The sequence below is a fragment of the Brevibacillus migulae genome (genome assembly GCF_004521915.1).
In the GTDB taxonomy this organism is placed as follows: Bacteria; Bacillota; Bacilli; order Brevibacillales; family Brevibacillaceae; genus Brevibacillus_F; species Brevibacillus_F migulae.
The window spans coordinates 40205-54586 of record NZ_SDKD01000019.1 but is presented as its reverse complement, the minus strand read 5'-3'; the positions used below and the strand labels follow the sequence as shown (position 1 = coordinate 54586).

Below are 14382 nucleotides of genomic sequence, written 5' to 3'. Positions count from 1 at the left end.
GTTACTGGACCGGCTGGCGACTGATCGTCTCTCCGGTCTTTTTGGTATACACACGGCCACCTGCCCAATAAAACACACTGCCGAGCATCGAGATGGCTGCCACTGTGGCAAACAACGTCTGCCCACCATACTGTGACAGGAGAAAGCCCCCCATCCACGGACCGATAAACTGCCCCAGGTTGCTGAAGCTTTTTGCTCCGTAGTACGCTCCACGCATCTCCTCGGGAGCCAGACGATCGATCATCACATCCGATGCCGTAAAGGTCAAAATCTCCCCAAACGTGAAGACCGTCATGGCGATGATAAACATCGTCCAGCTATTCGCAAAGGCATAGCCTAAATCTCCAAGCGCATAACAGGCATTTCCGACCAGGATGCTGGTCATCGCAGTCCGCTTTTCCGCCCAGCGTGCAAACGGGATCTGCATGACGACGACTACGATGGCATTGACACTCATCAAGATCGCAAACAGCTTGATCCCATCCGGCATCGTCATCTCGGTGAATTTGGACAGCGTGCTGGACATTTGCGAATAGCCGATTGCACCCAGAATAGCGCCTGTCACATAAAAACGGAAAGCCGCATCGTGGATGACCACGTCCCATGCTTTGCGGAGAGTGACATGCTCTTTCTTTTGTCCTTCGATCTGCTTGATGCCAAACCGGTTCAGCAGATATTGCAAGCTGATCACATAAAGCAAATAAATACAGCCTGTCAGGATAAAGGGCATCGGGGAGCCCTGCACCGCAAAGAGAGCACCGATGATCGGCCCCACCGCCACGCCTATATTGATCGCGGTATACCGCAGCGCAAATACGCGATATCGTTTTTCCGGCGGAGTCAGATCAGCCATCAAGGCTTGCGATACGGGTTCATAGAACGATCGGCACAGTCCGCTGAGCAGATTCAGCAGCAAGAAAAACCACGGACTCTCCCCATAGGCAAAGCCCCAAAAGACAAAGATCCATACATAGAGGGCAAACAGCATGATGCGCCTGCGCCCGATCATATCTGATAGAGCCCCCCCGACGAATCCTCCCAAGGTACCCGCCAGCGCCCCCGCTCCAATCGTCAAACCGATGGTAGCTGCGTCCATATCCGTATGCTTGGACAAGTATAAAAATAAAAACGGCATGCTCATGGATCCGGCAGCACGCACAAAGATTGTCCCCACGACGAGCGAGTGTACGATGGGATGGTACTCCTGCAAAAAAGCACGCAGCCTGTTCATGTCAGATTTCCCCCACTCCATATGCGTAGTGATTCGGCGCATTTTTTCTACTATTTTAATTAGTTTCCTCATTTTACATAATTCTGATGGATTCGTCTTGCCTTTTCAAAAAAATTTTTTTCATATTTTAGTACCAGGTGCTAATAGTTAGTGTTATAATCAGATCACAAATACAAAAGAGGTGATGATGATGTTTAAAGCAGTGATTCGGGGAATCGGATCGTATGTACCCGATCAAGTTCTTACCAATGCCGATCTGGAGCAAATGGTGGATACTTCGGATGAATGGATCGTGTCACGCACAGGCATCCGCGAGCGGCGTATCGCCCCTCCTGACATGGCAACATCCGATCTGGGTTATTTTGCAGCAAAAGAAGCGATCGCAAACGCTGGACTTACCCCAGCGGATATCGACATGCTGATCGTGGCGACGTCCACACCGGATCACCAGTTTCCCCCGGTAGCGTGCTTGCTGCAGGAACGCCTCGGCTGTCGGACCATCCCTGCCTATGATCTTAGCGCCACCTGCATCGGCTTTCTCTCTGCCCTGGAGACCGCTGAGCAATTTATTCAGACAGGAAAGCTTCAGCATATACTTATCGTAGGAGCAGACACGCTCTCACGAATCACGGATTACACCGATCGCACGACTTGCATTCTTTTTTCCGATGGAGCAGGCGCATTCGTCCTCTCCCGCGATGATTCTGCCACTCCACAAGCAGAAACTGGTATCCGCTATACCGCTACTCATGCAGATGGCACCTACTTCCCTTCTCTTTACGTACCTGCAGGAGGAAGCCGTCATCCTCAACCGAATGATCAAGCGGAAAAAGCAAAGATCGTGATGGAAGGACGCAAGATTTTTCGTCTGGCTGTCACCTCCATGACGGAAGCGGCCAAGCAAGCGCTGCACGCGACCCGGATGAGCCTGGACGAGATTGACTGGGTTATCCCGCATCAAGCCAACCAGAGAATCATCGATGCGGTCGCGGAGCATCTGGAGGTACCAGCGGAAAAAATGATCAGCACGGTAGCCGACTTCGGCAATAACTCTGCTGCAACTATACCGCTGGCTATGCACACTGCGATCAAAGAGGGGCGGATCAAGCGGGGAGATACCTTGATGCTGCTGGCTTTTGGCGGCGGTCTGGTATGGGGATGCGTGGTCCTCACTTATTAATGGAAAGATGGGAAAGGCACCTGTCGGTTTACAGGTGCCTTCTTTGTATCTCCAGCTTTTCGATGATTTCATTTGCATCATTCCACTTCAACGCGCGGTACACGTTATCATGGTAAAACGTGAACCATGCCCCGCTGCCGATCCCTTCCGACAGCCATTTTTCCTTGGCAAAAATCGAAGTCATCGGATAATCATCATAAGCCATTACCCAAAGCGGGTTTTGATGGGCATGGGTCGGCATCAGATCCGCCATATGCAGGAGAAGCTCTCCCTTGCTTTCCATACGGACGATTGCGTGTCCGTCGCTATGCCCGCCTGTATGGATCATTGTAATTCCCGGGACTACCTCCAGCTCTGCTGAAAACGTCTGGACTTGCCCTTCGATGGGGCGCCAATTCTCCTCCCAGTACGTATTGCGCGAGCGAATATTGGGATTTCTCATCTCATTCCATTCCGTCTCCGATACGTAGATCACCGCATTCGGGAACGTGGAGGTCAGCCGATCCCCCTCTTTCGATACGAGGCCATTGGCATGGTCATAATGCATGTGCGTCATCATGACGATATCAATGTCGTTTACCGTAAGCCCCAGCTGTGCTAGCGACTCATGGATCTGCGATTCCGACTGCAGCCCGAAATTGCGCTTTTGTTTTTCGGACAAACGGTTCACGCCCATCCCCGACTCGATCAATAGACGCTTTCCGCCTGCTTCTACCAGGATCGGGTCCGCCCGCAGCGGAATTTGATTTAATTCATTATTCGGATAACGTTTGCTCCACAACGGCTTTGGAACCACGCCGAACATCGCCCCCCCATCCAACTGGGTAAGGCCGCCCAGCAGCCAATGCAATGCGAAATCCCCAAGCAAAAGCTTGTCCATGTTTGCTTCCTCCTTTTTCTCTGAAAAAAAACACCCTGCTATGGGGTGCTTAGCCTTTAAGTGTGACTTGAACCATACGTGACTGTGGCATAATTTCCAATAAGATTTCACTGGAGACCGCTTGTACGGTTAGGTCTGATTCCACACGTCGGTGAGTCAGGAGCAATTGTGCCACTTTTTCTGACTCCCGGTAGATGCTGATCAGCGTCTGAATCGGATTGGCACTCCCACCCGCAATTGTCTTGAAATCAGGGGCTAATGAGAACGTCCATCCTTCCACTTTTACGGTTTGCTCTGTGAAGTACAGGAATTGGCGCTTTCCTAATAGTATGCCGTTATCGCCCATGGCGATGCCCCCTAACATGATCTTACAAAATCGTTTATTGTGTTTTTATTTTGCTATGAATACATAAGAAAAGGAAGACTTTCGACAAAACCTCTCATAAGCCGACATTCCTGTACCGATCATACCAAAGACCTAGCTTGTCTGACCAGCAAAATCACTCAATCTTCTTACCATTCAGAGTGATTTTTCTTTTCCAAATGTGAAGTTTCGTTTACAATTATGATTACGATTTTGTGAACGGAACAGGGAGGAAGCGGCATGGACCACACCTTGCACATCGTCAACCATACGCAGCGCCTAGCTACTTTTCTTCATCATGAAGAAGGCTCGGCCATTCGCTTTCACCACCATACATGGGACCATTTCCCCAGGAGCGTGATCAAGGAACGTTTGCGGCATTGGCAATATGCGGCCAATGGCCCATGGTATCGCCGTCCGCTCACCTGGTTTGAAGAATCAGATGGTTTGACGGTCCCGCTGCCACCATTGCCAGCCGGTTTCTCCCCCCTTGTCGAGATCGCCTCCAGGCTGGATGAAACAGACTGGATCAACCTGCTGTCCTCGCTGTCGAGGGCAATCGATCAGCTTCATCAGCATGGCTTTGTCATGGGGATTCTCAGTCCAGAACGGATTTATTTTCATACGAAAACAGGAGAGGTGCTGCTGGATGTCCAGCCTTTTCCTCATGCTTATCCCTTTGTCGACAAGGCACTGCCTGATTATCCCTTCGCATTTTTGTCACCTTATGCACGTCACCATGTGATGCCGCGCATTGCTGATTATTACGGGATCGGTCTTTTGATCAAGTGGCTGGCGTTGGAATCTTTTCCTGACGATCTTGATGGGATGCCCGATGCATTGCCTGAACCGCTGTTGGAATTGAGCACACAGCTTATTCAAACACCAGAGCAATTTCATTCGGCTTCTGAAATCGTTGAACGAGCATTCTTCAGACATCCTTCGGAAATGACCAAGCTCAGTGCTGACGTCCATACCGGCTTGGAATACTTGCATCCGATCACACCGCCGATCTTGCCGGAAGATAAAAAAGTCTTGTCCTCCTTTTTGCAAAAGAAAGAAGCTTGCCTATTCAGCTTAATCAGCACAGACGAAGCAGCCCGGTATGATGTCTATAACGAGCATCTGAATGCATCTCTTGAAAAACATGTTTTTTTCCCGATCAATTGTCTGAATCTCCCTTATTCATGCCTGCGTGAACTGATAGAGCGGACAGTCGCTTACGCCAACGCCCGGATGCCGTTTGCCCGCAGCCCGTTGAACCGTTTGCTGCGGCAATTTGAACGAATTATCGGTGAACATAATACAGGCGGAGAAATCGTCGAGCTATTGGCCGAATGGTTATTCAAAATGTATCACGAAATTTCTCCTCTCATTGAACAGCAAAGCTTCTTCTACACCTTGGAAGACTGCGAAAATCTGGACGAGGACTCGCAGCGGGTCTTCATTTATTTTTGGAAGACATACGGGGAGCGGTTGAATGGCGTGTATCTGGTCTTCAGCGGCAGGGAAAAGCCTTCTCTCTTTTTGGAGGAAGCGATCCGTAATGTTCCCATCGTCCAAAAAAGCAAAGAAATGTACAGACATCTCCTGTCTTCCCGGCTAGGCAAAGTAGACCCGCTTTTGCTAGAGCGGCTCACCCAGCAGGTTTACGACGCCCAAGCAGACTATATTCATGTCAGGTTACTGGTGGAGGACTGGGTGCAGCGGGGGATTTTGACCTTTTCCACAGCCGGATGGCGGCAGCAGGAAATGTTCCCTGCCGAAGACTTGCGCGCATCGATTCGTGAAATCATCGTACGGCGTCTGTCCGCCTTGTCTCCAAATGAGCTCGACATCCTGCGCATCCTCATTTGCTTGCCTCGGCCGGTTCGCGCCAAATCCATTTTTCAGGCAAATGGATTGAATGTGGAAGAGCTTTATAAGGCACTGGACCGCTTCCAACGGCTCGGTCTTGCGCATGTCTACAGCGTAAACCGGATTTTTGTGCCTGTTGATGTTGCTTCATTGGCGTTGTATCAATTGCCGCAGCATGAGCAGCAGCACTATTACCGGCATGCATTGACCTATCAGCACCGCTTCCGTCCCTCTCTGTTGCCGCAGCTGATCGAACTAAGCATGCTGGCGGGTGACAAACGTCGGGAATACTATTTTCTTATCCGCTACTATCGGAAAATTCGAAGCCTGCTGAGCCTCGAACGCCGTAAAGGGCTGCTGGAAAGCCTCAAGGAGCTGCAGCAGGCGCTGCAGCGAGACCGCCTTATCTGCTGGGATCGACTGTTATATCAAGCATATGTAAAGCTGTATCGATATGAACAAGCTGCCCAGACTGCCCGTGCGCTTCTGCAAAAGACTGGCGAAGCATTTGACCGCTTTTCGCTCCTGCGTGTTTTGCTCTATACCAATCAATTGGACGTGCCCCAAACGAAACAGGAGCTGTTTACCTTGCTGGAGGATCGCCGGCAACCGTTGAACGATCGGTCTCGCGCTGCCGATCTGATTGCCCATCTCAACTTATTTTCGCCGTTGCTGCGAGAAGGCGCGGAAGTGTTGGATCGATTTTACCGGGAGGAATTTTACCCGCAGCGCGCTTCTCTTTCCAAGCATTTGTTTGCTGAGTTTACCCTGTCTTATGTAGTCCTTGTGTTTGATTATTTTCCGGAGCACAAGGAATGGGCAGCCATTCTTCGTCAAAAACTGGAGTCCATGCTTTCACATTCAACCTATCACGACCTGCTGATCGAGCTGTACAACTCCTATTTGTTTCATCAAAACATCAAGATCGCCCATACCTACAATCAACGGCAACTGGCCTTGGCTCGGCGCTTCGGCTTTATCATGAAAGAGGAAATTAGCTATATTAACGGCATGGAAATGGCCCTTTACTTGGGTGATACGATCGATTACCGTCACTACCTGGCACACGCCCGGCAGATTAAGGAGTGGAAACGGACCGATCTGCGGGATCAGTTTTTGAATCATCAACTGTTGTATGCTTGCGAATGGAAAGATTGGTCGCTGTTTGAAACCATTGAAAAGCAGCTGCTGCAATTGGATGTGAGCGACTACGCCTTCTTTTATTGGGAAATCATCAGTCGCTATGCTGCCTTTCGCCGCAGCGAACCGCTCCCTCCGCCAACCGTCTGGGCTGAAGAAAATGATGCAACCTTATTCATTGATGCGCTGTATCAGATTGAGAGCGGGAATAGTGAGGATGCCATTCGTTTGTTCAAGCAAGCGATCGCTGCGAACGGATCCCGCATCTTTTCCGGCTGGGCCCTGCGGGAGATGATTGCTTTGCTTCTCCAGCAGCATTCGGAAGAAACGCCTTACTGGCTGGATCAGCTCAAAAAGTTTTTGCATACCTTCGCCTATGATATATTCTGGCCGGATTATTTCCGCTTTTCCGCCGAATGGAACATGCAAACAGGAGACAAGCAGCGAGCCCTTCTCGCCATGCGTCGTGCATCCAATATTTATCAGCTGATCGAAAAAAGCGATTATGCGGAAGAAATGAAGCGCTCATTGGCGGATGCCATGCTGCCGGAGTACGTACCGGCGAACGCCCCACTGGCCATGGAACCCGAAGTGCAGCAGCTCTTGGCGGAACGAAAGCAGCTGCTCCAATATTCGCTTGATTTGCAAATCATCATGCAGCTAAGCGAACAAGTAACGGAAGAGCTGGAGCTGGGCAAAACCTTGCAGCGGCTAAGCCATGCCTTATTTGAATATTTCCCGATCACGCTGATCGCAATTGACTTTCAGCTGCTGTTTCGCCGGGAGAAGGTGTTCTATCGCGCTTCTGGCACGGTAAAAGATGTGTCGCAGCTGCGGTCTCATATCAATCAACTCACCGCAAAGCCTTATCGGATCAGCTTGTATCAGCATGGGAAACAAACAATTACGCTTGAAGTGTATTCATCCGTACTCGCTGAAACGAATCGGATACACATGGAGCATTTTCTGTCTTTTATCAAGCCGCACGTGGCGAACGCTCTTTTATATATGGAGATGATGATTGATGGCCTGACCGGATTCTATCAGCGCCGCTTTTTCATGGAGCGTTTGTCCAAGGAACTCCTCCTGGCAAAGCAATACGATCTGGATCTATCCGTCATTATGCTGGATATCGATAACTTCCGGTTGATCAACCTGCACGGCCATCAGGAAGGAGACCGCGTCTTGAGCGAGGTTGCGGAGATTGTGCGGGGAGTGCTACGGCCAAATGACATTCCGGGCCGCTACGGCGGAGAGGAACTGCTGCTCATCCTGCCCAAAACGAGCGGTGCGGACGCACTTCGGCTCGCCCGTGAGATACGCCGGCAGATCGAGGAAGCTTTTGACAGCCGTGCAGCATACAAAGTCACTGTCAGCGTAGGCGTTTCTACCCTGGCCCATGCATCCGCAGATACGGTGGATGATCTCGTCCGGTTAGCCGATGATGCGGAAATCGTGGCGAAAAAGTCAGGGAAAAATCGGGTTGTGGCCGCTTGGGAGATGGAGCAAGGACGAGAAAGGAGCAATGGCTCATGATTTTTCGAGAGGATCGTTTAACCGTGAGACTGTTGACAGAAGACGATAAGCCATTACTGGTTCAATGGCTCTCCAAACCAACCGTGCTAGCGTATTATGAAGGAAGAGACAACCTGCATGACACCGAAACGTCAATCAAAACTTTTATATGGATGAAGACGAGGAAGTGACACGCGGCATCATTGAATTTGAACATGTCCCCATCGGGTATGTCCAGTATTACCCCGTAGATTGCCAAAGCAAGATCGACTACGGGGATGATGCAGATGAAATCATCTATGGAACAGACCAGTTTATCGGTGAGATTTCGTATTGGAATCGAGGAAACGGCAAGCTCCTGGTAAGATCCATGGTTGAATCGTCGTAAAGCTTGTCCTTTCCGATACAGAAAAAAAGTCTTGGTCACGTCACCAAGACTTTTTTTCTGCTCTCATATTTTCCGTCCAATTAGCGTTCCTTCCAAAATTGCTCGCTTTGCATCCAGCTCTCCCGCTTCCTTCGCCCCGCCAATCAGATGGACGGGAAGCTTTCCGAGCAGCTCTTCATACAGGCCCTTATCCGGCATCGCCCCCGCAGCGATGATGACCGTGTCTGCCGGGATGAACCGCTCTTCCCCTTTTTCCCATACCGTGACACCCTCGGGCGTGATCTCCTTGTACTCGATCTCCGTCTTCATCTCCACACCTTGACGCTTGAGTGTGGCTAGCACTGCCCATCTTGTCGTTTTGCCAAGCCCTGTTCCGACATGCTTTCCTCGGCGCAGCATGGTCACTTTTCGACCGCTGTGGTTCAACCTTGCCATGCTCTTGGCATCCAGCAAGGACTGCTCAAGCAGGTAGCGGTTGGTCTGTGCCGGCATCGCGTGGTTGTGTACCAGCAGGTGAGACAGATCGCAAGCGATACCTCCTGCCCCAATCAGGACGACACGTTCACCTACCTTGGCCTCCTTGCGAAAGACCTGTGTATAGCTGACCACATGCGGCAGATTGATGCCCGGGATCTCTGGCCGACGCGGGATCACCCCGGTCGCGATGACGACTTCCGAAAAGCCTTCCCCGATCAGCTCCTCCGCCCTCGCTTCCAAGCCTAAGCGGATTTCTACGCCTAATCGACGCAATTCCGTTTGATAATAGCGGATGGTTTCGTCAAATTCACTCTTTCCGGGTACTTTTCTGGCAAAATTGAGCTGGCCGCCGATGCTGGACTGCTTTTCGTACATCGTGACCTGATGCCCGCGCTCGGCCAGTACACGTGCCGCTTCCATACCAGCCGGACCGGCGCCGATCACCGCGACACGTTTTTTCACCTCAGCAGGCACAAGCGCAAGCTCCGTCTCCCTCCCAGCCATTGGGTTGACCAGACAGGAAGCGGGCACCCCGGCAAAAATATGGTCCAGACATGCTTGGTTGCATGCGATACAAGTGTTTACCCGATCAAATTCACCCTGCCTGCTTTTCTGTACCAAATAGGCATCCGCAAGAAACGGTCGGGCCATCGAGACCAGATCGCATTGTCCCTCATGCAGGATCTCCTCCGCCAGACGCAAATCGTTGATCCGGTTACTCGCAATGACTGGGATCCGCACCGCTTGCTTCACCTGTCTGGCTACCCAGACGTAAGAACCCCGCGGAACCATCATGGAAATCGTCGGGACTTGCGACTCATGCCAGCCAATGCCGATGTTCAGTGCGTCCACGCCTGCCTGCTCCAGTAACTGGGCGAAACGAAGCGTTTCTTCCGGTGTAGTGCTATCCGGAATAATATCAAGACCGGACATCCGGAAAATAACGGGATAGTCTTCTCCGACAGCTTGCCGCACCTGCTTGGCGACTTCCACCCCAAAACGGGCCCTGCGCTCAAAGTCTCCTCCCCATTCGTCCGTACGGATATTGGTGACGGGCGAAAGGAATTGATTGATCAGATAGCCTTCCGAACCCATGATTTCTACACCGTCGAAGCCTGCCGCCTTGGCCCGCAGCGCTCCCTGCACAAACGCCTGGATCGTCTGCTCAATCTCTTCGGCACTGAGCTCTCGCGGCGCTGTGCGATTGATCGGCGCTTGCAGGGGAGAAGGCGCGACTGGCGTCAAGCCCGTTGCCTCTTTATAAGCATACCTGCCTGCATGAAACAGCTGCAGGGCGATTCGGCCTCCTGCCTGGTGTACGGCTTCCGGGATCGGCCGCAGCCTCTCGGCATCTTCATCCCGGTAGATATTGCAGTACGCTTCCCCCATGCCGCCCTCTGGACATACCGCAATCCCTCCGGTAACAATCAAGCCCGCTTCCCCCCGTGCGCGCTCTGCATAGAAGGACGCGAGTCGGTTGACCCCTCCCTCCAGCTTCTCGAGACCTACGTGCATCGAGCCCATCATGATCCGATTCGGAAGTGTAAGCGCTCCCAATCGAATCGGTGTAAACACGTTTGCAAGCATATCCTTCTCCCACCTTTTTGGATCGATTGAATATTGGCATTTTTTACGAATGAATGCTCATTCATTTTCCTTCCCATAATCATTCTGGTTTCACTGGAAAAATTCCTGCTTTGCCGATAATTTTCCCGTTGACCCTTGTCCGCTCCTCTATACAACGCTAGACTATGCTTGTAGCTATAAAAAGGAGGTCTCGTAATCATGCAAACAATCGGTTTTATCGGACTTGGCACGATGGGGCTGCCGATGGTTCGCAATCTGCTGAAGGCTGGTTTTCCTGTCCATGTCGTTTCACGCAGCCGCGGGCCGATCGATACTGCCATCTCACTCGGCGCCTTCGAAGCGGCGAATCCGCGTGAATTAGCAGAACGTGTAGATATCCTGCTCACTTGTCTGCCGCTCCCTGCTACCATCGACGAAGTGTATTTTGGAGCAAACGGGATCTTGGAAGCTGACCTCCGCAATAAGCTGGTGGTTGACCACAGCACGGTGAGTCCGCTGACCAATCAGCGTTGTCTGGAAGCCATCTCAGAGAAGGGCGGTTCCTTCATGGACGCACCGCTGAGCGGCGGACCTATGGGCGCAGAAGCAGGCACGCTGGCGATCATGTGCGGAGGCAAGAAATCCGATTACGATCGTGCCTTGCCTGTCCTCCAGGCGATGGGTAAGCACCTCTTCCATATCGGGGAGGTCGGCAGCGGCAGCTTTGTGAAACTGATGAATAATTACTTGATCGGGGTGCATACCGCTGCTCTGGCTGAGACTTTTACACTGGCGACCAAAGCAGGGGTAGATACGCGTCTGATGCAAGAAGTGATTGCGGTAAGCACAGGGGATAGCAAGATGCTGCATCGGATCGTGCCACTGGTGCACCAGCGTGATTTTGCACCGCGCTTCAGCAATGAGCTCTTGCATAAGGATATGAAGATTGCGACAGACCTTGCAGCCACCTATGGCATCGAAATGCCGATCAACCAGTTGGCCGAGCAGATGTACGCACTCGCGAAGGAAAAGTATCCGAAGGAAGATATGGCGGCACTCTTTAAAATATACGAAGAGAAAAACGGCGTCGTGGTCCAGGCTCCGCTGAACGTTTAAAGCCGGACCAATTTTCCGAGATCAGTCGCAAAGCGAGCCAGGGTATCCACAAAAGCGGATCTGTCCTGCTCGTTTTGCGGCATGGTTACGACAAAATGATAGTCCAGGATGAGCAGATGCTCTGCGATCTGTTCGGCGGACAGATACCGCTTCTTTTCCGTCATGGAGATTTCTGCCACAATGCTTTGTGCTTGCTGCCAGAGCATAGCGGCCTCTCGTAGCTGCCGCGTCTGTTGATCAAAGCTGATTTCCACTTCGATTTCACAAGTCTCCTCATCGATGGGGAAGAGATGAATGGTTGCCAGGGGAAGATCTTCATCATCACTCGCAGCAAAATAAAGCTCCATTTGCAGCTGCTCTTCTTCCTCCAGCAAAGACCGTTCGCTTTTCAAAAGCACATTTGTCATGATGCCATGCTGGGAAAGCAGCGCGTCGAGCTGCTCGTACAATTGTTCAAACATGTATGAAATGACCTCCGTACTGTATACTCTACGATTTCCTCCCAACAGTATACCATGTTTATCAACACAAAACCCCTTCACTAGGAAGGGGTTGACGTATTTAGTTCTTTATTGGTCATAAATTCGCTGAGCCAAGCGCGGCGCACCTCTTTGTTCGGGCAATATCCCAATACATAGCTTTCGCCCCGCATATACTTTTCCTTGATCCACTCTTTGTGCTTACGAAAAAATGCTTGTTGAAAATCAATCGGCATCTGATGGTACTCATCCAGCGCAGAAGGGTTTTGCAGGAAATATTCTTCGTCGTAAATGATCTCATCGTGCTGTTGGCGGCTGAACAAATACAGAAACAAGATCACTAAAAACACGTTGACTAAAAAGAGCGTCATCCCTATCCCTCCCCGCAGTATTGGAACGATTGAATGGGTGTTTGGAATTATCAGAAGTATCTGTCTTATTTATATATACTATCATACCACGGTTTTCGTGTCTGCAAACATTTCTTTTCCGGAAGTTAGAAAAAACTTGGCTACGCCAAGTCTTTGGCGGAGCTTCGTTGCTCTTATGTCGATGAGAATTTTATAAATTCTTATCGACATAAGAAAAAGAATGCCGTCTGCTTGCCAGCAGCGGCATTCTCTACTTACATTCCTATTTTATGTCTGCTCGCCGTCTTCCCCTTGCTCCTCCGTGCTGGCTGGAGGGGTTTGCTCTCCTGTATCAGCAGGCGGGGTTGTTGACGGGTCGGCTGCAGGAGGCTGCTCGGTTTGCTCCGGAACCGGAATGTCCGGTGGCGGCATCGTCCCTTGATTCACCTGATCGATTACGCCTGGATCAGTGGAACCGGCTGGCGGGGTTGTCTGATTCTCGGTTTGCTCACCATTCTGCCCTTTCACTTGACCCGCTGGAGGTGCTGTCGGATCGGTTGCCGGCGCATCTGTTGCAGGTGTTTCCGTTGCGGGCTTCGTTTGCTGCACCGGTTTTGCAATTACTTCGGTCGATTGTTTCTTCTTTTTCGGCTTATCACTGCTGCTGGAGGCGGATTCGGTCGCCGAATTGCGAGTCACGGATTCTTTGTTCAATTCCGCGATCATATCCGGAGAAAGCTCCATTTGCGCTTGCAAGGTGGCGCGGATTTCCTCCAGTTTTTCTTTAGGCAAGTAGGTATAGCTTGTGCCCGCATTCCAATAGGCACCGTTTTCCAGAGTCGTAATGGAGGATGTATCCATTTTCATGAAATCGGTCGCCAACCCCTTGATTTGCTCTGGGGAAAGGTCTGTTTTTACGTGCTGGGCACCTACATCAATCAGTTTGAAGATCTTGGTGATCCCGTCAAAGGACGTGACTTTGCTGACCATCGCGCGTATCACTTCCTGCTGGCGGCGGTTGCGGTCATAGTCGCTGGAATAATATTTGGTTCCCCGGTTGTCATGGCGGTGGCGCACATAACCGAGGGCTTGGCTTCCGTTCAGCAGCTGCTGGCCTGGTTCCAGGTTAATGTGGGTATCGTCTGTCGGGTCATCATACACAAGCTTGCGGTCGACATTGACTTCTACCCCCCCTAGCTCATCCACGATCGCTTTGAAGCCTTCAAAATCAACTTCCACGTAGTGTTGAATCGGAATCCCTACAAGCTCCTGCAGCGTCTTCTTCGTCAGTGACGGCCCGTCTTCCTCAGGGGTTCGTCCATTCACTTCTGCCTGGCGGCGCTCCGCATCCCCATTGGCAAAGACGGAATTGACTTTGTGGTAGCCGCTGTAACCCGGGATTTTTACCCGTGTGTCACGCGGAATCGAGAGCATCGTCACCTGTTTGGTCTTCGGATTCAGTACCGATACGATCATAACGTCCGTCAGCATCGTACCCGTCTCCGGACGGGTATCACGTCCGAGAATGACCAACGATAACGGTTTATCCTGATGATAAGTCGGATCGACGGGAACCGCTGACGGAACACTGCTCGGCTGGCTGATCACATTAATGGCATCATCCACTTTCCAGAAGAACGCTCCTGCCACTCCGCCAATCAACAATAAAAAGCAGAGACTGAACAAAAGAAAAAGTCGGCGTCTGTTTTTGCGCCGAACCGGCTTTTTCTGTTTTTGTCTTCGTGTATGAGAACTTTCCTGAACGGTCGCACTGATATCTGGCATAACCATCAAACTCCTTACTTTGTATTGGTCATGTCGTTTCACTACTTTATGTAA

Annotated in this window: 12 protein-coding genes; 5 read left to right on the top strand and 7 right to left on the bottom strand. The window is 51.1% G+C overall.

Translation table 11 applies throughout. The features are described 5' to 3' along the window. Window position 1: 1 nt before the first annotated feature. Window positions 2-1231, bottom strand: a complete 1230-nt coding sequence (locus EIZ37_RS19510; protein WP_134686450.1) for an MDR family MFS transporter — start codon at window positions 1229-1231, stop codon at window positions 2-4. A 190-nt stretch (window positions 1232-1421) separates the two neighbouring features. On the opposite strand from EIZ37_RS19510, the gene EIZ37_RS19505 reads away from it, so the two are divergent. Next, window positions 1422-2411: a beta-ketoacyl-ACP synthase III gene (locus tag EIZ37_RS19505; protein WP_134686449.1), complete on the top strand. Its 990-nt coding sequence runs from the start codon at window positions 1422-1424 to the stop codon at window positions 2409-2411. Between the two features lie 28 nt (window positions 2412-2439). On the opposite strand, the gene EIZ37_RS19500 is transcribed toward EIZ37_RS19505, so the two are convergent. Continuing rightward, window positions 2440-3291, bottom strand: a complete 852-nt coding sequence (locus EIZ37_RS19500) for a YtnP family quorum-quenching lactonase (protein ID WP_134686448.1) — start codon at window positions 3289-3291, stop codon at window positions 2440-2442. 49 nt (window positions 3292-3340) lie between these two features. Beyond that, window positions 3341-3637, bottom strand: a complete 297-nt coding sequence (locus tag EIZ37_RS19495; RefSeq protein WP_134686447.1) for a hypothetical protein — start codon at window positions 3635-3637, stop codon at window positions 3341-3343. A 258-nt stretch (window positions 3638-3895) separates the two neighbouring features. On the opposite strand from EIZ37_RS19495, the gene EIZ37_RS19490 reads away from it, so the two are divergent. Genes EIZ37_RS19490 through EIZ37_RS19485 form a run of 3 tightly spaced genes read left to right on the top strand, consistent with a single transcriptional unit; the run spans window position 3896 to window position 8555 of the window. Beyond that, a complete protein-coding gene (locus EIZ37_RS19490) occupies window positions 3896-8188 on the top strand; it encodes a GGDEF domain-containing protein (protein ID WP_134686446.1) in 4293 nt (1430 codons plus the stop codon). Next, window positions 8185-8358: a GNAT family protein gene (locus EIZ37_RS26085; RefSeq protein ID WP_167569028.1), complete on the top strand. Its 174-nt coding sequence runs from the start codon at window positions 8185-8187 to the stop codon at window positions 8356-8358. Before EIZ37_RS19490 ends, EIZ37_RS26085 begins: the two co-directional genes overlap by 4 nt. Then, window positions 8355-8555, top strand: a complete 201-nt coding sequence (locus tag EIZ37_RS19485) for a GNAT family protein (protein ID WP_167569026.1) — start codon at window positions 8355-8357, stop codon at window positions 8553-8555. Before EIZ37_RS26085 ends, EIZ37_RS19485 begins: the two co-directional genes overlap by 4 nt. A gap of 63 nt (window positions 8556-8618) precedes the next feature. Here the strand turns inward: EIZ37_RS19485 and EIZ37_RS19480 are convergent, their stop codons facing one another. Then, window positions 8619-10619 (bottom strand): oxidoreductase, encoded by a 2001-nt coding sequence (locus EIZ37_RS19480; protein WP_134686444.1) that lies wholly within the window; start codon window positions 10617-10619, stop codon window positions 8619-8621. A gap of 198 nt (window positions 10620-10817) precedes the next feature. Here EIZ37_RS19480 and EIZ37_RS19475 point away from each other — a divergent pair, with 198 nt between their 5' ends. Then, the gene (locus EIZ37_RS19475) at window positions 10818-11714 is read left to right on the top strand and encodes an NAD(P)-dependent oxidoreductase (protein ID WP_134686443.1); all 897 of its coding nucleotides are present in this window, start codon (window positions 10818-10820) and stop codon (window positions 11712-11714) included. Here the strand turns inward: EIZ37_RS19475 and EIZ37_RS19470 are convergent. The 3 genes from EIZ37_RS19470 to EIZ37_RS19460 all read right to left on the bottom strand — a co-directional run bounded on the left by EIZ37_RS19470 (window position 11711) and on the right by EIZ37_RS19460 (window position 14328). Next, entirely contained in the window at window positions 11711-12175 is a 465-nt protein-coding gene (locus EIZ37_RS19470) for a hypothetical protein (RefSeq protein WP_134686442.1), read from the bottom strand. The genes EIZ37_RS19475 and EIZ37_RS19470 overlap by 4 nt on opposite strands. A gap of 80 nt (window positions 12176-12255) precedes the next feature. Next, on the bottom strand, window positions 12256-12564 hold the full coding sequence (locus EIZ37_RS19465; RefSeq protein ID WP_134686441.1) for a hypothetical protein: 309 nt from the start codon (window positions 12562-12564) through the stop codon (window positions 12256-12258). Window positions 12565-12831: 267 nt separating this feature from the next. Then, window positions 12832-14328: an LCP family protein gene (locus EIZ37_RS19460; protein ID WP_134686440.1), complete on the bottom strand. Its 1497-nt coding sequence runs from the start codon at window positions 14326-14328 to the stop codon at window positions 12832-12834. Window positions 14329-14382: the final 54 nt, after the last annotated feature.